We start from the raw sequence: 18,421 nt of genomic DNA, 5'->3' as shown, positions 1-18,421 counted from the left end.
ACATGTCCTGGAAAGCGGAACTGGTTCTGCTGATCATGGGTTATACGCTGCTCAATTATTATTGTGGTCTTTACTATGCTAATGAATCGAACAAGCATAAAAAGTTAGTCTTAAACTTGAGTATGATCATCAATGTCGGTTTGTTGGTGGTCTTTAAATACCTCGGATTCTTTTCTGAAACAGCCCATGACTTAGGAATTCTTTTAGGTATATCTTATGCGATCCCAATCATTAAGGTAGTGTTGCCAGTCGGTATATCTTTTTACACTTTCCAGACCATGGGATACAATTTGGATGTGTACTATAACCGTATTTCACCAGAAAGACATTTAGGGCGATTCGCTCTTTACGTGTCTTTTTTTCCACAACTTGTTGCTGGACCCATTGAGCGTGCAGGCAATCTCTTGATACAATTCAAAATTAAGCCGAAAGTAACTTATGAGAATTTTAGCCATGGGCTGGCAATATTTTTTTGGGGCTTATTCAAGAAGGTAGTGATTGCTGATCGTTTGGCCATATTTGTGGACGCTGTTTATGGAACACCTGCTTCTTTTCAAGGAGAGGTAATGCTCATCGCTGTTTTCTTTTTCTCTATTCAATTGTTTTGTGACTTTTCGGGATATTCCGATATGGCGATCGGCATGTCTTATATGATGGGCTTTTCTCTCATGCAAAATTTCGATTTGCCATATAAGAGTCAGTCGATTACCGAGTTTTGGCGGAGATGGCACATTTCTCTCAGTAGTTGGTTTCAAGACTACATCTTTAATCCGTTAGCCATCTACTTTCGAGATCATGGAAAAGCCGGTGTAATGTTAGGCATATTCATCACTTTCTTTCTAAGTGGATTATGGCATGGAGCTAATTGGAATTATGTTGTTTTCGGCGTGTTGCATGGAGTTATTTTGATTTATGAGTTTCGAACTCGAAAAGCCAGAAAGAAGTTGACGAAAAAATGGAACAAGCTTATGGTTGCATACACATCCATATTTTTGACTTTTTTGTATGCCACATTCACATTCATATTCTTCAGGTCAAGTAGTCTAGGTGAGGCCTGGGTTGTGATCGAGCAGTGCTTTTCAGGATATTCTGTTCATCCATCCGGGATATATGAGGCCATAAAAAGTGTAGGAATGAATAAACTTGACTTCCTAGTCGCATTAGGTTCGCTTGTATTCCTGGCTTTTGTGACGCTATTGAGAAGAAATGAACAGTACCTTCAATTCATGCATGACTACCCTGTTGGGGCCAAGTGGGCAATTAAGCTAGTAATATTATTTGGGATAATCATCTTCGGTGTAGATGGTGGGGATCAATTCATCTACTTTCAATTTTAACGCATGAATCTATTCGGTTTTAAAACGGATTCATTCAAAAGTCGCATCGTTCCAGTGACGATCTTCTCACTGATTTTTGTGCTGATCAATTTTGTGCTGAATCTATGGTATCAGGACGTGATGAATGGTAGTCATATAAGAACTACTGATCGTAATTTTCATACCTATGCCCCGGGAGATTCGATCAAGTACTTGATCCTTGGACAGTCACATAGTTTCGGCCTACTAGGCAATCAGATGGTCAATGGGGTCAATTTTGGTTCTTACGGTGAAGATATTAGTAGGTCGTACTACAAATTGAGGTACGTATTAGAAAGAAATCCAGTTGAATACGTAGTTCTAAATTTTGACCTGGGCGATGTGGACGAACGAACTGGCCTTGGACGTGAAAACCTGTACTATTGGTTGCGATATGTAGATTTTTGGGAACTCGGTCAAGTCAAGGGAGAAATTCTGAACTACTCCTACAAATATGCAAAAGCACGATTCTTCTCCTACGCTGATGGTGAAATGGATGTTTTTGAATATCTGTTTCCCAAGGATCAGAATGATCTGTTGGTCGAAGATTTGGAAAACGCAACGGTAGAGGTTTCGGACAAGTCTGAATACAAGGATTGTCTGGAAGATAAACTTAGTTCCGAAGGGCTGTATTATTTCACTAAAATTATTGAATTAGCTCATTCCAGGTCTGTCAAGTTGGTCTTGTTGAAGTATCCTGTTACTGAGGCTTACTATCATCAGGTAAGCTACTGTTATTCGCCTGACACTTATTATGAAAGACTCATGACAGTATTGAAACCTTATGAAAACATTGAGATTTTGGACTATCAAAAAACCTATTTTGATAGCCTGGAGCTATTTCGCGATAGTAACCACCTTACTGCCGAATTTAGGCCTACTTTTACCAGCATAATTGAACAAGAAATCATCAGTCGATATTGATGTTATTTGATTTACAAGCATGACCGAAGTTTCAGAATTTTATGACGATTATTCCAACTTTCAACATTCAAGAGGGATTAATCATCGTCATCTAAGTATTCAAAGATGGCTTGAGTTTTTTGGTTTAAAAGGAAGTGATCAAGTGCTGGAAATCGGTTGTGGAATTGGAACTCAGACGGAGCTTGTCCTACGTTATTTAACCACCGGCTCGATTACTGGTATTGATATCAGTGAAAAAAGCATCGAACTGGCAAAGCAGCGATTGGCAAAGTACAATAATCAGGAATTGATTGCCGGTGATGTCGTTCAACTAGACATTCAGAAGAAGTATGACATCATACTAATGCCAGATGTATTAGAGCATATTCCGATTGAACAACATGCCAGATTATTCTCAAAACTTGAACTGTTGCTGAAACAAGATGGCTTATTGATTATTCATATTCCTGATCCGGATTCATTAAAGTGGATCAGAAAGAACCAACCTGAGACACTTCAAATCATTGATCAACCGATTGAATTAGGAGAATTACTTGGTAATCTTAAGCATACTTCATTCAAAATAGAATATTTGCATAGCTATAGCATCTATTCAACAGATCCGGATTATCAATTGATCGTCATGAGAAAAAACATAAGTGAAAGGTCCTATAAGAACCGGCAGGCTTTTCTTGATGATTCGTTTTCCCGAAAAGCGAAGCGCAAATTGTCTTATTATTTGAGAGGCTTAAAGTAGTGACCCTGCCATGTGTGGTATTGCCGGTATCGTCAAAAAACATAGTAGCGTCACCAAAGATGAATTAACTTACTTTGAACCTTTTCTGAAAGAAAGAGGACCTGATTCGACTGGTTACTGGAATGATAAAAACGTCGGGCTGGTACATACGAGACTAAAGATCATCGACTTGTCAGATGAGGCCAATCAACCGATGGAAGATGATCGAAGCATCATCGTTTTCAATGGAGAAATCTACAATTTTCAGCGACTAAAAAATCATTTTAACTTATCTGAATACGAATTCAGGACTGATTCGGACACGGAAGTCATTCTGGCAGGTTTTCAGGTATGGGGTTTTGAAGGACTGATGGAGCGATTGGATGGGATGTTTGCGATTGCTCTTTATGACAAACATGAAGAGGTATTATTCTTAGCCAGAGATCGATTTGGTAAAAAGCCGTTGTATTATCATGAAGATGCTAATGGACTTACCTTCTCTTCTGATATACGCTCCTTACAACAGCTCAGGCACGTCAGTATAGACATGTATTCCCTGGCTTACTATTTCAAGGAGCTATCAGTACCTCAACCATCAACAATATGGAAGGAGATCAAACAAATTTCTGGTGGCTCCTACCTTAGATATGATTTGAACAAATCCGAATCAACGTTCAAGAAATTCTGGTCACTAAAGAGCAAAGAAACCATCGTTGATGAGCAAGAAGCACTGAATACTATTGAAGTAGGTCTAAAAGATGCTATTCTCAAACGGATGGTCAGTGATGTGCCTATTGGCTGCTTTCTCAGTGGAGGAATAGATTCCGGCTTGGTCGTATCGATGCTTGCCAGTCACTCTTCCGAGAAAGTAAATACCTACACGGTAGGAATCGAAGGAGGAGCAGATGAACGGGAAGAAGCAAGGCTAGTAGCCAGAAGATACGATACCAATCATGAAGAAATTGTATTGTCTGGGGAAGAGATCGGCCAGGGACTGGATCAAATAATTAGCTATGTAGGTGAGCCATTTGCGGACTCTAGCCTTATTCCAAGCTATCATATCACAAGACAGATCAAGCGTTTCGCGACCGTTGCCTTATCGGGAGATGGCGGCGATGAGTTATTTGGGGGGTATAGTCAGTATTTGCAGGCATATCATGCAGAAATGTTAGCAACCCGATATCATCCAGCTTTACGTCAATTAGCCGTGTTAGGTGATAAAGTACTTGGAAGAATTCAGCGTCGAGAAAATCTTGGTTCCTATCAGGCATTCTTGAAAATGTCTCCAGCGGGTCAATTATCAAGGTATATGGGCTTTGATGATCATATGATGAAGGAGCTGAATCCTGAAATTCCTCGACAAGCTCCTGATGAACTTTTAGATGGTTTATGGGAAAGAACACGAGAAGTTCAGGGACTCACGAAAAAACTAATGATGACCTCTCTGGATACCCGATTGATCAATGATTATCTGGTCAAAGTCGATCGTGCTTCAATGATGAATTCATTGGAGGTCAGGTCTCCGTTTTTGGACGCCAATTTGGCAGAGATCGCGTATTCTATAGATACCAGGCTGATGTATCGCAATGGAAATGCTAAATACCTACTTCGAAAGCTTGCTGAGAAGTATGTAAGAAAAAATGCGATGACAGAATCCAAAAAAGGATTTAGTGTTCCGATTGATCATTGGATCCGGAATTCATTAAAGCAAGACATCCATGGGCGATTGGAAAATCTGAAACAGCGGAATCTAATGAACGCATCGGCAATTGATCGATTGTCTAGCGAGCATCTTCTGAGTAGAGGTGATCACCGTCATCGAATATGGTTACTTTACTGTTTGGAAATCTGGTTCGAGAAGTTTAATCCGAACTTTAGACTATAGTATGGTCCTTAAGTATCCCTTTCCCTATAATGCGTGGTTTACTATTGCCAACGACCCTGATAATACCAATATAAAGGACTGGCGGGAGCTGGATAAGTTCATTTGGCAAGAACTCGGCCTTCCAATCAGCAACAGCCTTTTTGTGCGTTCCTATAATGCCAATTTGCCCGATCAAGTAAACCTTTTTCAGCATCCGGAAATCACTTCTCAATGGCATGATATTATTCACACCTGGGGAGACTATATGCACAGCAGGGGCAAGGGTTTTGACCGGGAGGATGCCGAGGAAGCAATTAAGATTTTGAAGGCACACGGTGTTTCACCCAAGGTTTGGATTGATCACGCCGATTTCATAGGGAATTTGTTACATAATTCTCAAAAAGGTGCTTTACCATATACTAAAGACCTTTCTGGGCATCAATACAAGATCTACACTTATACGCTTGATTTGATCAAACAAATTGGGATTCACTATATCTGGGATGGTGAGTTGACTGAAATCGTCGGACAAGATAGAGCGGTAAATTCCTGGAAGTATTTTTCTGATATTTCTACTTCGCGATTAAAAGCGGTTGTCAAATTCATTTTGCTCAGGTTATTACCTGAAAAGTTCGTACTTCTCCTGAAAATGAAGATTCCCCAAAACCGCCAGTACTTTGTTGAGAAGTTTCCGGATGGTAATTCATTCTACTGCTTTAGAAGATATGGCACCTGGAAAGATGCGGATATTTATGGGCTCGGAAATATCATAGATTCAAAAGTGATCGATCAATTGATTGATCAAAATGGAACAATGGTCACTTACACGCATTTGGGGAAACGACCATTTGATAGATTACAAGAATCTTTTCATATTCCTGATAAAACACGAGAAGCACTTACTTACATTAGGAAGAAATTCGACGAACAGCAATTAATGGTGAGTCCAATCTCGCAAATGCTGGATTATCTGGTGATTCGAGATCATATCAAGATTGATGAGTCTAAAAGCACAGTTCATTTTTATCCAGATGGCATAAGGTATGAAAAACTGGAGCTTGAAGATTTAGGTGATCATGTCTTTAGTTTCAGGTCATCAAAAGTTAATGCCAATGCACTAAAGGTTTTCCTTGGGCAAAAGGAAGTTCCTTTTCATTTGGTGAAACATAAGTCTGATATTTTTTCAATACGGTTCGAATGAAAGTAACACTACTTACCAATAATACTGATGCAGCAAAGGCCCTTGCTGTAAGTATGTTGAGCCAGGGATTGGATCTGGACCGCATGGTCGTTGTTGCTTCCAGAGAACCTTCATTGAGGGATCGATTGGTGAAGTCAGTGCGTGGTGAGCTTTCCAAAATAAAACAGTTGATCACTTTAGATTCAACGACCGGAAAAACTTTAAGATTCGAGCGAAGATGTGCAACAAATGCCCAAAAACATCTGAAGCGATTCATTGGTCAGTATGATTTTAAGAAAATAAGCCATATTCCCACAAAGGTTTTTTCATCTATCAATCATCCACAGTTATTGGAGGAATTCAAACATACTCCCCCGGAAACCTGTATGGTTTATGGTACGGGGATCATCAAAGAAAATCTTTTACAATTGGCGAAGAAGGCGTTTGTCAATGCTCACTGTTCCATTCTTCCGGATTACCGAGGTACAAGGTCAGAGTTTTGGCAATGCTTTCACGATGATTTTGATTCGCTAGGTGTAACCATTCACCTTGTTAACAGTGGAGTAGATACCGGGGAGTTATTGAAACAGATACCCTTGACTAATGTGGAATACTTTGATCCGGATTGGTTGAGAGTTAGCAATACAATAAATATCATTGAAGAATTCCCCAAAATAGTAAAGGCGTTCATTGAGGGAAAAATTATACCGACAGCTCAAGACAGGGCTACTCATACAAGGGCATATCGATTTAAAGATATTACCCTTGAAAAGAGATTGACTGTATATGAAAGAATTCGAAAACAGAGAAAATAGACCATCGTGAATATTCTTTTTCTGGCGGATCCATCTTCCATTCATGACCTCAAATGGATCACTTATCAGGCAGATGAACATCAGCTGTTTTTGGTAAGAAGGGCATCACATGTAAGTCTGCAGGAAGATTACAAACATCAGATTCTGGAAGTAGGGTTCCTTCATGATTTTTCCATTATTCGGATATTTAAGACGATATCTGGCTTCTTGAAACTTCGATCCATCATCAAAACACATAAGATTGATGTTTTTCACGTGTATTTTGTAGAACCCAATATTCTTTGGGCCATCTTCAAACCCTTTTTGGGTGTCAAAATCATTGCTACTACTCGTGGCACAGATATTTTAGTTACCATAAAGAATCACTTTCGGCAATTTTCCCTAGCGAATTTGTACACGCGCATCTTGTATCAAATAGCTTTTCGAAATTGTGATTGCATTACGGGAACATCAAAAGGCCAAAAACAGATGATCCGGGAATTGTTCGGGTTGAGTGATCAAGTGCATGTCATACGAACAGGTGTAGATGTCAGCGCGATGGAAAAAATATCCAGTGGCTCGTCCTTGATTTCAGGAACCAGGAAGTATGTGTTCATGCCGCGTGTTATGAAGCCTCTTTATAATCATGAGTTTACCGTTGAGGCGATTGGCCTTTTGAAGAAGGAGATTTTGGCTGATTATGATTTCGTTTTCATTGATGAAGATGCCCAGGACCAGTCATATGTTAATCGCATCAAAACTTTGATGGAGGATAATGGGGCTGCCAATTTCATATTTTTGACAAGACAAAATCAGGAGCAATTATTTAAACTTTATTATGGTACTAGCCTGGTAATTATGAACCCCATTTCTGATGGGACACCTGTTTCTGGTCTTGAGGCAATGTATTTTGGAAAACCACTTATCCTGGGTCCTTTGGGGTATGATCGAGATGTTTTCGGAGAATGGACTTATATACTTGGTGAATGGAGTGTTCAAGAATTAGCCCATACAATAGAACAAGCCTTCCTCGGTTTTTCTGAAGAAGAATCGATCCAGGCTCGAGAGGTGGTAATTAATTTGGGGAATAGGTCGTCCGAGATGAAAAAGATTTCATCTCTTTACGAAGCTGTAACCGCTTCAGTTGAAAAAAGTGCTTCAACATAAAAACATCTTAATCGTTTCCCCTGAAAGTTGGACACATCTCTTTCTTTCGAAACATCATTACGCAGTGACACTCGCTAGTTTGGGTAATCAGGTTTTCTTCCTGAATCCACCTTCCGGTCGAGAAGCGCTAAAACACACCGAATATGACAACCTTCAGGTTGTAGATTACAAAGGTTTTGTGCCCGGGCTCCGATTTTTTCCGAAAATCATTAGAAAATTGGCGCAACGAAGGGTCTTTAATCAAATTCAAAAGCGGATTGGCTTACCAATCGATGTGGTATGGTCCTTTGATAATTCAGTGTTTTTTGATTTAGATTGTTTGCCAACTCGGGTTATCAGTATCTCACATATTGTTGATCTGAATCAAGACTTCCACTTTGATAGAGCTGCCGGTTCGGCTCACATTTGTTTTTGCTCCACGGAGCATATCTTAACTAAGGCAAAAAGAGTAAATCCAAAGTCTTACTTCATCAATCATGGATATGACAATCAGGTGTCCCGGGGGACTTTTTCTGTAGGTACTTCTCAGTCTTTGAAAGTGGGGTATGCTGGCAGTCTGGATATGGTTTACATCGATTGGGATATAATCGAACAGGTTGTAAAGAAACACCGCCAAATTACCTTTTATTTTGCCGGTAAAACCCACCAGTTCAGGTTGGAAAATGAGGAGAATGCGACGTATGTGGGAAAGCTTAGTAAACCCGAACTTTTTGATTTCTATGATCAAATGGACCTTCTGATCTTAGCGTACAAAGCAGATGAGTACAAAGAACAACTGGCTAATCCGCATAAGATGATGGAATATTTAGGCACCGGTAAACCTATTGTAGCGACACACACACATCATTACAGCGAGTTTTCAGATTTAATTGCTATGAGTAGTACGAATGATCGATGGTCACAAGTATTTTCTGAAGTAGTTGATAATTTTGACTTTTGGTCTGAAGATTCCAGAAATAGAAAACGGAGAAATATTGCGCTTGAAAATACTTATCAAAAACAAGTGGAGAGAATCGGTAGCTTGATAGCGAAATTATGAAAGTACTTTTTGTAAGTGTTGCCTTTCCTCCGAAGCGCGACCCAGAGTGTTTACAGACGGCCAGGTATGTCAAATACCTTAATCAATTCGAGGATGTATCTATCGAAGTGATTACCAGTGCCATGCCCACACTGTATATGCCGTATGATGCAGGACTGGATCAATATAGAAAAGGTTTGTATCAGGTATATGAAGTTAAGTTGCAGGAGTACAAATTACTCAATAGTATCATTCACCGGGTGAAGCCAGGGCTATTATTTCCAGACTCCAAAAGAAGTTTTATCAAACAAGCGCTTGCAGTAAATACAGATAGGCCTGATATCATCTACTCTCGTAGCTTCCCGATAAGCTCAACATTGGCTGCCTATCGACTATCTCTTAACCATCAAGTGCCCTGGGTGATGCATATGAGTGACCCCTGGTCGGCTTATCCGTTACATGATTTTTCACCAGCTATTCACCGGAAACATAAAGCGATGGAAGAGATGTGTTTAGATCGGGCAACGGCCATAACCTTTACGAGCAAAAAAACGATTGAGCTTTACAAATCACTATATCCGCAGCATGTAGATAAGTTTCATTATCAGCCTAATGTTTATGATGACGAAGATGTACAAGATTTGCCACTAGACTTTAATCGAACAATCAAGGTTGTTTATACGGGAGGGATGATCGGTAGTCGAAATCCATCTTACTTTTTTGAAGCATTCAAACAACTTAGTGCGGAAGATCAGGAAAAGTTTGAAATTCAATTTGTCGGACAAGCAGATCGATCCAGTGAAGCAATGATCAATGATTTTTCAGAGAAGGTTGCAGCAAAAGTTACGTACCTGGGACCAAAACCTTATTCGGAGGCCATCAAGTTTCAAAATGAAGCACATTTGTTGTTGCTCGTAGATAACCCTTTGAAACCCGGAGAAGAAGCTATCTTTTTCCCTTCGAAGATTCTGGATTATTTCATTGCAAAAAGAAAAATCATTGCCATTACGCCGCAAAATAGTACGACCAGTGAGGTGTTGAAAGATGAACATCATGTATATCATCATAATGAAACGCAACAATTGGCGGATTTTCTAAAAGAGGCTACTGTCCAGTTCGAAGCACAGAATCATTCCTTTTTTCAGACAGATGCGATCCCTGAGTTTTACTCGGCCAGGTATCAGGCTGGATTGTTATATAAGCTACTAAGCAGTCATGGGAAGTAAAATAAAATTGGTCATCGGTACTCGACCGGAAGCCATCAAGATGATCCCGGTTTTTATGGAACTGAAAGATCAGGGGTTTGAAGTAGAACTCATATCTACCGGGCAACATCGGGAAATGTTATTGCCCATATTTGATCTATTTAATATTGTTCCGGATAGGGATTTGGATTTAATGAAGCCGAATCAGACCCTTTCTCAGTTTGCCTCTTTTGCCTTTGAGAAAATCGAGCAAGCCTTGTCAGAAGATACAAATTTGGTCATTGTTCAAGGTGATACCATTACCGCGCAGATTGCGGCACAGGTAGCTTTTTACAATAAGATTAAAGTAGCTCATGTAGAAGCTGGCCTGAGGACAGGAGACAAGTATTCACCTTTTCCGGAGGAAGTAAATCGGAAAATTATCTCCATTTTGGCGGATTACCATTTCGCTCCTACACAAGTAGCCGTAGATAATCTCGCAAGTGAAAACGTGATAGAAAATGTTTTGATGACAGGGAATACAGTGATTGATGCCTTGTTACGTGCAAAAAAACAGTTGGAATCCGAAAAGATTGCGGAGTTTGAAGATCGGTACAATCATGTATGTTCCCCGGGAGGTGACAATATTCTGGTGACTTGTCATCGAAGAGAAAGTTTCGGAAAAGAAATGGAGGACATTTGCGAGGCGCTTAAGTCACTGGCACAGCGCTACACGACCTACCAGTTCATTTTCCCGGTCCACTTAAATCCCAATGTAAGAGAGGTGGTTTTTAAAATATTAAATGATGTTCCGAATATCCATTTAATTGATCCCGTGCCATATCCGGATATGATTTATTTAATGACTCAATCTAAAATCATTATTACTGATAGTGGAGGCATTCAGGAGGAAGCTCCTGCATTAGATGTTCCCGTGGTAGTCATGCGAAACCATACGGAGCGAATGGAGGGAGTTGAAGCGGGTTGTTCGGTACTGGTGGGCACCAATAAAGATAACATCCAACATGAAGTGTGTCATATATTGGATAATCCAGAGGTCTTTTCAAGAATGGCCAGTGCAAAAAATCCTTTTGGTGATGGACTAGCGGCTGAAAATATCGTGAATCATTTAAAGAAAGATTTTCTTTGAAAAGAACCATTGTTTTTGTTTATAACAGTTTTTCTGATCCACTGTTTCAATCCAACCTTTACCAGTATATCCTGAAGTATCAGAAGTCCTATCCTGGCAAAGTGTGGTTTACGGTCATTTCATTTGAACAAGCCGAATTTGGTTTAAACGCCGACGAGAGAAGCACGATTCATGCGGATTTGAAAAAGTTAAATATTGAATGGATTCCGCTTAAGTGGCATACGGGACAACCTAAAATATTGATCAAAGCTTTTGACTTATTGATTTCTGTTTTAATGGTGGCCAAGTTGCGGTTGAAGGGTTATCGTCAGGTCGTTAGTCTTGGTACTGTGGCAGGAGCATTTAGTCAATTGATTTCGGAAATATTTCGATTGAAACACTTTAACTATCAATATGAGCCACATGGTGAATTTTTGAGAGATTTTGGTTTGATTGGTAGCCTTCCTTTCAAAATATTGAACTTTTTGGAGGACCGTATTGGTAAGAAAGCGGAAGTAATTGCGACAGGTACGAATCACATGCTGGACCGACTGCATTCCAGAAATAGGACTAAGAACTTGTTTCTGGTACCTAGTTGTGTGGACGAGGGAAGGTTCGTTTTTTCAGCTCAGGCCCGGGAGGAAATACGAGAAAAGTTGTCGTTAAGTCCTGATCAGCATGTCTTTGTTTATGCCGGAAAATTGGGAGGTATTTATTATGATGAAGAGCTTTTGGATTTATTCAGCGTATTCGCTGAAAAGATTGAACGATCTTATTTCCTGATTTTGACAGGACAACCAATCGCGCCATTAGAGGAACGGTTGATTCAAAAGGGCATTGACCGCAATCTGTTCTGTATCATGAAAGCCCATTTTTCTGAAATGCCAAATTATTTGAGCGCTGCAGATTTTGGATTGGTATCCGTTCCTCCATTACCGAGTCAAAAGTTTAGAAGCCCAATCAAAGTTGGAGAGTACCTTTGTTGTGGATTGCCTTATTTGGTATGCGAAGGAGTATCTGAAGATGATCATTATGCTCGAGAATACCAGGTAGGGGTAGTTGTAAACAATTTTGACGTGGATTCGCTGGAACGATCAATTCCTGAGATTCAAAACTTTCTTAAAGAAAAGAAAGAACGCTTGCGAGAAAGATGTCGGAAAATCGGGATCAGCTATAGAGGATTTGATTCGCTTTCTGTAACCATGAATCAGGCCTTTGAACGACTCCATCAGGGATAATAATTGTTAAGCAAGTAGTCTTTTATAATAGGATCATATTATTAAAACAGAATTTGAAAGTACCTTTTAATAAACCGTGTGTCATTGGTAATGAGCTTGATTTTATCCATGACTTAGTCAATTCTGGCAGTAAATTTTCTGGCGATGGCGGCTATACAAAGAAGTGTAACCAATTGATTAAGGAGATTACTGCGAGTGCAAGTGTATTGTTGACTACCTCTTGCACCCATGCATTGGAAATGGCGGCGATCCTATTGGACATTCAGCCGGGAGATGAAGTGATTATGCCTTCTTTCACCTTTGTATCTACAGCCAACCCGTTTGTCCTGAGAGGTGCGAAAATTGTATTTGTCGATATCGCTCCAGCTACAATGAATATTGATGAAGATTTAATTGAAGCAGCGATTACTCAAAAAACCAAGGCCATCGTTCCTATTCATTATGGAGCGGTGGGTTGCGATATGGATAAGCTAATGGACATAGCAAAGCGCCATAACTTATGGGTAGTTGAAGATGCCGCACAATGCATTGATTCGTACTATAAGGGAAGACATCTTGGTGCAATTGGTCATCTCGGAGCCCTCAGCTTTCATGACACCAAGAACATACAATGTGGGGAAGGCGGTTGTCTGCTCATCAATGATGAACAGCTCTCAGAAAGGGCCGAAATTATTCGGGAAAAGGGAACGAATCGAGCCTTGTTTTTGAGGGGAGAAATAGACAAATACTCATGGGTAGATAAAGGTTCTAGTTACTTGCCCAGTGAATTCAATGCGGCGTTTCTATACGCCCAATTGAAAAGTGTAGTGGATGTAACCAAAGATCGGCTACAAACCTGGGAAAATTATAGAACAGTACTGAGGCCACTATTTGAATCAGGTGAGTTGGCCTGGCAAGAAATACCGGAGTATTGTAAGCACAATGCCCACATTTTTTATATAAAACTGAAAGATATTGACGCAAGACAGGAAGTCATCGAGGCATTGAAAGCTAAAGGGATTAGTAGTGTATTTCATTACATACCCTTGCACAGTGCTTTGGCTGGAGAAAAATATGGTCGTTTCCACGGTGAGGATGTCTATACAACAAAAGAGAGTGAGCGATTATTGAGATTGCCGATGTGGTATGGGTTTCCATTTGAGGAAGAATTTGTTAATCATTTGTTGGCATGTCTTACGCCAAAATAGTCGAGCGAAGAAGAGCAACCAGAGAAGAGTGGTTGACATGCTGGGAGGCATGCGATTACGCCACGTACTTCCAATCGCCAATGTGGGGAGAAGTTTGGGAGGCATATTCGCAAGGAGTGATCAAGTCCAATGCCGACTTAATTAGGTTGGACAATGGAGCACAATACATCGTGCCATTCGGGGAAGTTTTTTCCTTCAAGGGGGCTTTGCGCCATACACACATGTCACAGGCAGGAACTTACGGTGGTGTGATTGCTGAGAACTCCTCACCGGATTCGGAGGTGATGAATCACATCATTTCCGTTTATGATAATGTGACATTGAGAGGGAATCCCTACTTGCCTTTGGAGTTAGATCTGTCGAAAAAGAACGACGTTAGCCAGGTGATCGATTTAAAAGAACTCACCGATGATATCAAAGAGAGGTGGAGCACATCGCACAAACGATCCCTGAAAAAGGCGATTAAATCTAATGTCAATATCGAACTGGCTACAACGGAGCAGCAGTGGGATGAATACTTTGAGATTTATTTGAAGTCACTGGAAAGGTGGAGTGATAAGGCCACCATTGCCTATCGACGAAACTTATTTAGTCTGCTAAAAAGCCAGGAGAATTTATCGTTGTGGGTTGCCATCATCGATAAAAAAATAGTTGGAGGAGCCATCATGCTCTATTCGAAGAGAAACGTCATCTATTGGCATGGCGCATCGGATCAAGAATATTATGATAAGCGACCTATTCATCTCTTGTTCTATCAGATGATAGCAGATGCCAAACATCGGAATTTGTCTTATTTTGATTTCAATCCCAGTGGAGGCATTGAAGGAGTAGAACGATTTAAGTCTGGTTTTGGAGCAACTTATATGGATGCTCCTATCTGGGAAAAAGAAAGCATGAAATCACGTATTTTAGGTAAATTCAGATCATTCTTTTTCAAATGAGTTCATACCTTAATTTTCAAAAGAAATATTGGAATGACCTGGCTAGCCTTGATGGGTTCAGGCCGGTTTTGGATCCGAAAGATGAGGATGGTCAGAAAAATCTAAATCTGAGCAAGATCCATCATAGTCATTTAGTGACTGTTTTTGATAAGCCAATATTCGCAGATAAGAAAAGTGTAATTGATTTCGGCAGCGGAGTTGGTCGAAATGTGGACTTTTTAGTCACATATTTTAGCGATTACACGGGAGTAGATCAATCTGAAGAGATGCTAGTAAAGGCCAGAGAAAACCATCCGGAACAGGAGTTTTTTCATATCGAAGATGGCAATCTTGACAAAATAGATTTGCCTGCTGCTGATGTGTTTTTTTCGTTTTGGGTGTTCCAGCATGTTATTGAAGATCAGGATCTACTCGACATCCTGTTAAAAGCTTACAACCTCTTGAATCCTAATGGCCTTCTGGTTTTTTGTGAGAGGAGTTCGAAGGTAAGAAATGAACATGGGCAGGATATACACTATATCAATCATAGATCGCCAAAAGAATATGAAAAACTATGTCGTGAGGCGGGGTACAGAAAGAAGTACATTAACAAAGTAATGTACAGGGAGCCTTCGTTCCGTGAACGTTTTCAACGCGTGAACGAAAATGGGGAGAATATTTATGTCTTTCAGAAGTAAAAAAACGGTTGTCTTCACGGAGCTTGGGAGTTATTTTTTTCACTACTTCCCATTATTGATTCTCAATCCGTTTTATCGTGTATCAACAATATATCTATCTGTCGAAAGTAAAAAGAGCTATCATCAGTTGTTAGCATTACCTCTTAAGGATAAGCTACGTTTCTTATGGAAGCGGATCAGGCACAGAAAGTTTTCAGAACTCTTGTGTTATATTTATTTCTTTATCAGGGCTAAACGATTCCTGATTTATGATAAAACAACCTTTCAGCCTGTCGAGGTTGATTATTTGTGTAGCCTTGGCTTTTTACGATTGATTCCTGCCGCTCAAATTAGTGCTGCAACATTTTCAACGAACATGCACTGGTCACTGCTCCCTAAATATGCGGGGATGCATCCGGTTTATTGGACCATTAGAAATGGTGAAAAAAGATTTGGGTTCACACTTCATGAAGTTAATGCAGAATTTGATCAGGGAGATATCCTTATTCAGCAATCTTTTGAGTTGCAAAATCACATGACAAGCGACGATGTTAATGGGGTCTTAAAGAAATATTCCAGAAAGTCCTTCAGTAAGTTTCTGTGGAACCGGCAGAAATTTCAATCCCGTTCACGGGAGCAGGAGGTACTGGACGATGCCTTGAAAATGAAAAAGCCTTTGCCCGAGGAATTGGTGCTTCAAGAGGTCGATTCCATAGAAGAGATGGTGCTGAAGTTTAGAGCAGATATTTTCGGAACCAAAGTAGTGTATCAAGGTGAATTAATTCGTGTATACGGTGTAGGTAACTATAAGCCATTTACCCATTTAGATCAACGTTCATTCATGTTTAATGGGCTAGAAATATTTGTCTCTTCTGATGTTTTTTAAAAAATCAAAACCGGAAATTTTTGTTCTGGGTAATCAAAAATCAGGTACTTCAGCAATAGGCCACCTTATCGCGGATGCGAGCAATATCAGCAAAACAATCGACATACCTGTATTATGGCCCCCTTATATCCAACGTTTGGTGGCTGGAGAATTGCTTTTGGGTAAAACCGTAAAATCGCATAGAAAGTATTTTAGGACAACCCTGGTCAAGGAGCCTAACCTGACATTTCTTTATGGCGAACTGCTAGAAATCTTTCCTGATGCGCAATACGTTTTTGTTGTGAGAAATCCTTTCGGAAACATAAGAAGTATTCTCAACAGATATCAATTGGATGGGTCATTGCAGGAACTTAGTACGGAACAAATTCGAGATCTGGGAGCTCATTATAACTTGTTTCAGGCTGAAAATTGGAATTTTCCTGCAGAAAGAAACCCAATTGCTGTTCTTGCGGTAAGGTGGAAAGAGGCAGTCATGAATTATCTAAAGTATCATCAGGAGGTTACTACCCGGCTTGCCAGGTATGAGGATTTCAAAGCAGATAAGAAAGGTTTTATTTCTCGCATGTGTTATGAACTAGGTCTGGAAGTGAAAACAGATATCGAGGAAAAATTGCACATTCAGTTTCAGCCTAAAGGCGACCATACCCTTTCTTATCGTGAGTTTTTTGGTGAGGAGAATTTCAAATTGATCAAGAATATCTGTTGGCCTTTGGCTGAGCAGTTTGGTTATGTAACAGATGGATAAAACAACGGTAAAGGATAAGACGGTAAAAGGCTTAAAGTGGAGTCTGGTAAGTCAAGTGGTGAAGTTTGTGATTCAACTTACCTCTTCCATTGTACTTGCAAGGCTTTTGCTTCCCGAAGATTACGGGTTGTTTGGTATGATCAATGTATTGATTGGCTATGCTATGATATTTGCTGATTTTGGCTTTAGTAGTGCAATCATTCAAAAGAAGGATATTTCCGAGATTCAACTTAATACCATTTTCTGGCTCAACATCGCGGTTAGTATTGTACTAAGTCTGATTTTCTATTTTTCATCAAGTTGGGTAGCTGCCTTTTATGATAACCCAGCTTTGGTTACTGTTACTAAACTCTCCGGGCTCGGCTTTTTAGTCCTTTCAGTTGGTCTTGTGCACAGTGCGTTACTAGCTAAGCAGATGGACTTCAAGCGCCTCTTCTTCATCATGTTTATTAGTAACATGATTAGCCTTTTAGTGGCTATTTGGATGGCTTATTCCGGCTATGGTGTTTATGCCCTTGTCTTCCAGACATTGTTGATTTATTTGATCAATAGCATGTTATGTATCTTGACTGTTAGGTGGAAACCGAGTTTGCAACTTTCGTTTCAATCCATTACGTCCATTATCAACTTTTCAAAGTACTTGTTTGCAACACGTACTTTCTCTTATTGGACCAGAAGTATTGATAATCTGCTTGTTGGTAAATTTCTTAACCCAACAGCGCTTGGAGTTTACACCAAGTCGTATGCGCTGATGACAATGCCGTTACATAATGTGTCACATTTGATTTCAAGGGTGATTTTTCCTTCTTTTTCAGCCTTGCAAAACGATACGGAGCAGGTTAGATCCATTTACCTTAAGGTGACAAAAACAATTGCAATGGTCACCTTCCCTTTGATGTGTGGTATTTTGGTAACAGCAGATATCATGGTGCCTTTTGTTTTTGGAGAGCAATGGGTGGCAATGGTACCTATCGTTCAAGTGTTGTCTATCGCCGCAATCCCACAATCCATAGGGACTTTGAATGGAAACTTGTATATGTTTCAGGGGAATACCAAGTTGCAATTCAAAGTGTCGATGGTGATGAATCTGATTGTGATCGCATTTATTTGTTTCGGACTTTCTTATGGCATTGTTGGTGTTGCTACTTTCTATATGATTGGGAGTTTTGCCATTATGTATCATAATTTCAAATATCCGTTGGATTTAATTGAGATGAAATTTACAGATTTAGTGAAGAATCTTTTTAAGGTCCTAATCTGCGCGATAACAATGGCATTGGCAGTGAAATTCATTACAATATTACTCGCAGGACATTTCAACGACTATATGGTGCTTTTAATCGATTTAGTGGCTGGAATTGGAATATATTGTTTTTTAATATGGAAATTTGAAGGAGATCATGTGATTTTTTTATTGAAGACAGTTTCAAAAAAGTAG

General features: G+C 39.9%; 17 protein-coding genes. All 17 read left to right on the top strand.

Going from position 1 to position 18,421, the window contains the following annotated elements; genetic code table 11:
- Positions 1-2: 2 nt before the first annotated feature.
- From R8G66_16845 to R8G66_16765, 17 genes are read left to right on the top strand one after another with little or no spacing between them, the layout of a single operon-like run.
- Complete coding sequence (locus R8G66_16845) at positions 3-1,337, top strand: MBOAT family O-acyltransferase (protein ID MDW3194044.1); 1,335 nt, start codon at positions 3-5, stop codon at positions 1,335-1,337.
- A gap of 3 nt (positions 1,338-1,340) precedes the next feature.
- Positions 1,341-2,279 (top strand): hypothetical protein, encoded by a 939-nt coding sequence (locus tag R8G66_16840; protein ID MDW3194043.1) that lies wholly within the window; start codon positions 1,341-1,343, stop codon positions 2,277-2,279.
- A gap of 19 nt (positions 2,280-2,298) precedes the next feature.
- Positions 2,299-3,015: a class I SAM-dependent methyltransferase gene (locus R8G66_16835; GenBank protein MDW3194042.1), complete on the top strand. Its 717-nt coding sequence runs from the start codon at positions 2,299-2,301 to the stop codon at positions 3,013-3,015.
- A gap of 10 nt (positions 3,016-3,025) precedes the next feature.
- Positions 3,026-4,879: an asparagine synthase (glutamine-hydrolyzing) gene (gene asnB / locus R8G66_16830; GenBank protein ID MDW3194041.1), complete on the top strand. Its 1,854-nt coding sequence runs from the start codon at positions 3,026-3,028 to the stop codon at positions 4,877-4,879.
- 1 nt (position 4,880) lies between these two features.
- Entirely contained in the window at positions 4,881-6,059 is a 1,179-nt protein-coding gene (locus R8G66_16825) for a hypothetical protein (GenBank protein ID MDW3194040.1), read from the top strand.
- Positions 6,056-6,853, top strand: a complete 798-nt coding sequence (locus R8G66_16820; GenBank protein ID MDW3194039.1) for a formyltransferase family protein — start codon at positions 6,056-6,058, stop codon at positions 6,851-6,853. The genes R8G66_16825 and R8G66_16820 overlap by 4 nt, the downstream gene beginning before the upstream one ends.
- Before the next feature lie 6 nt (positions 6,854-6,859).
- Positions 6,860-7,999, top strand: a complete 1,140-nt coding sequence (locus R8G66_16815; GenBank protein MDW3194038.1) for a glycosyltransferase family 4 protein — start codon at positions 6,860-6,862, stop codon at positions 7,997-7,999.
- Positions 7,986-9,038, top strand: coding sequence for a glycosyltransferase (locus R8G66_16810; GenBank protein ID MDW3194037.1), 1,053 nt, complete (start codon positions 7,986-7,988; stop codon positions 9,036-9,038). Before R8G66_16815 ends, R8G66_16810 begins: the two co-directional genes overlap by 14 nt.
- Positions 9,035-10,243 (top strand): hypothetical protein, encoded by a 1,209-nt coding sequence (locus R8G66_16805; protein ID MDW3194036.1) that lies wholly within the window; start codon positions 9,035-9,037, stop codon positions 10,241-10,243. The genes R8G66_16810 and R8G66_16805 overlap by 4 nt, the downstream gene beginning before the upstream one ends.
- Positions 10,233-11,351 carry a UDP-N-acetylglucosamine 2-epimerase (non-hydrolyzing) gene (wecB, locus tag R8G66_16800; protein MDW3194035.1) on the top strand — a complete coding sequence of 373 codons (1,119 nt, stop codon included), beginning with the start codon at positions 10,233-10,235 and terminating at the stop codon, positions 11,349-11,351. The genes R8G66_16805 and wecB overlap by 11 nt, the downstream gene beginning before the upstream one ends.
- On the top strand, positions 11,348-12,568 hold the full coding sequence (locus tag R8G66_16795) for a hypothetical protein (protein ID MDW3194034.1): 1,221 nt from the start codon (positions 11,348-11,350) through the stop codon (positions 12,566-12,568). The genes wecB and R8G66_16795 overlap by 4 nt, the downstream gene beginning before the upstream one ends.
- Before the next feature lie 53 nt (positions 12,569-12,621).
- Complete coding sequence (gene rffA / locus R8G66_16790; protein MDW3194033.1) at positions 12,622-13,755, top strand: dTDP-4-amino-4,6-dideoxygalactose transaminase; 1,134 nt, start codon at positions 12,622-12,624, stop codon at positions 13,753-13,755.
- On the top strand, positions 13,737-14,696 hold the full coding sequence (locus R8G66_16785; protein ID MDW3194032.1) for a GNAT family N-acetyltransferase: 960 nt from the start codon (positions 13,737-13,739) through the stop codon (positions 14,694-14,696). The genes rffA and R8G66_16785 overlap by 19 nt, the downstream gene beginning before the upstream one ends.
- Positions 14,693-15,373 (top strand): class I SAM-dependent methyltransferase, encoded by a 681-nt coding sequence (locus R8G66_16780; protein MDW3194031.1) that lies wholly within the window; start codon positions 14,693-14,695, stop codon positions 15,371-15,373. The genes R8G66_16785 and R8G66_16780 overlap by 4 nt, the downstream gene beginning before the upstream one ends.
- Positions 15,342-16,238 (top strand): formyltransferase family protein, encoded by an 897-nt coding sequence (locus R8G66_16775; protein MDW3194030.1) that lies wholly within the window; start codon positions 15,342-15,344, stop codon positions 16,236-16,238. Before R8G66_16780 ends, R8G66_16775 begins: the two co-directional genes overlap by 32 nt.
- Complete coding sequence (locus tag R8G66_16770; GenBank protein MDW3194029.1) at positions 16,228-16,983, top strand: sulfotransferase; 756 nt, start codon at positions 16,228-16,230, stop codon at positions 16,981-16,983. Before R8G66_16775 ends, R8G66_16770 begins: the two co-directional genes overlap by 11 nt.
- Positions 16,976-18,421 carry an MOP flippase family protein gene (locus R8G66_16765; protein MDW3194028.1) on the top strand — a complete coding sequence of 482 codons (1,446 nt, stop codon included), beginning with the start codon at positions 16,976-16,978 and terminating at the stop codon, positions 18,419-18,421. Before R8G66_16770 ends, R8G66_16765 begins: the two co-directional genes overlap by 8 nt.

The sequence above is a fragment of the Cytophagales bacterium genome (assembly GCA_033344775.1).
Taxonomy (GTDB): Bacteria; Bacteroidota; Bacteroidia; order Cytophagales; family Cyclobacteriaceae; genus JAWPMT01.
This window is presented reverse-complemented; position numbering and strand designations above follow the sequence as displayed.

Coding starts and splice junctions, on each gene's coding strand:
- asnB (MDW3194041.1), top strand. CDS start 3,026: ATGTGTGGTATTGCCGGTATCGTCAAAAAACATAGTAGCGTCACCAAA.
- R8G66_16765 (MDW3194028.1), top strand. CDS start 16,976: ATGGATAAAACAACGGTAAAGGATAAGACGGTAAAAGGCTTAAAGTGG.
- R8G66_16825 (MDW3194040.1), top strand. CDS start 4,881: ATGGTCCTTAAGTATCCCTTTCCCTATAATGCGTGGTTTACTATTGCC.
- R8G66_16845 (MDW3194044.1), top strand. CDS start 3: ATGTCCTGGAAAGCGGAACTGGTTCTGCTGATCATGGGTTATACGCTG.
- R8G66_16835 (MDW3194042.1), top strand. CDS start 2,299: ATGACCGAAGTTTCAGAATTTTATGACGATTATTCCAACTTTCAACAT.
- R8G66_16785 (MDW3194032.1), top strand. CDS start 13,737: ATGTCTTACGCCAAAATAGTCGAGCGAAGAAGAGCAACCAGAGAAGAG.
- R8G66_16840 (MDW3194043.1), top strand. CDS start 1,341: ATGAATCTATTCGGTTTTAAAACGGATTCATTCAAAAGTCGCATCGTT.
- R8G66_16820 (MDW3194039.1), top strand. CDS start 6,056: ATGAAAGTAACACTACTTACCAATAATACTGATGCAGCAAAGGCCCTT.
- R8G66_16780 (MDW3194031.1), top strand. CDS start 14,693: ATGAGTTCATACCTTAATTTTCAAAAGAAATATTGGAATGACCTGGCT.
- R8G66_16770 (MDW3194029.1), top strand. CDS start 16,228: ATGTTTTTTAAAAAATCAAAACCGGAAATTTTTGTTCTGGGTAATCAA.
- R8G66_16775 (MDW3194030.1), top strand. CDS start 15,342: ATGGGGAGAATATTTATGTCTTTCAGAAGTAAAAAAACGGTTGTCTTC.
- R8G66_16805 (MDW3194036.1), top strand. CDS start 9,035: ATGAAAGTACTTTTTGTAAGTGTTGCCTTTCCTCCGAAGCGCGACCCA.
- wecB (MDW3194035.1), top strand. CDS start 10,233: ATGGGAAGTAAAATAAAATTGGTCATCGGTACTCGACCGGAAGCCATC.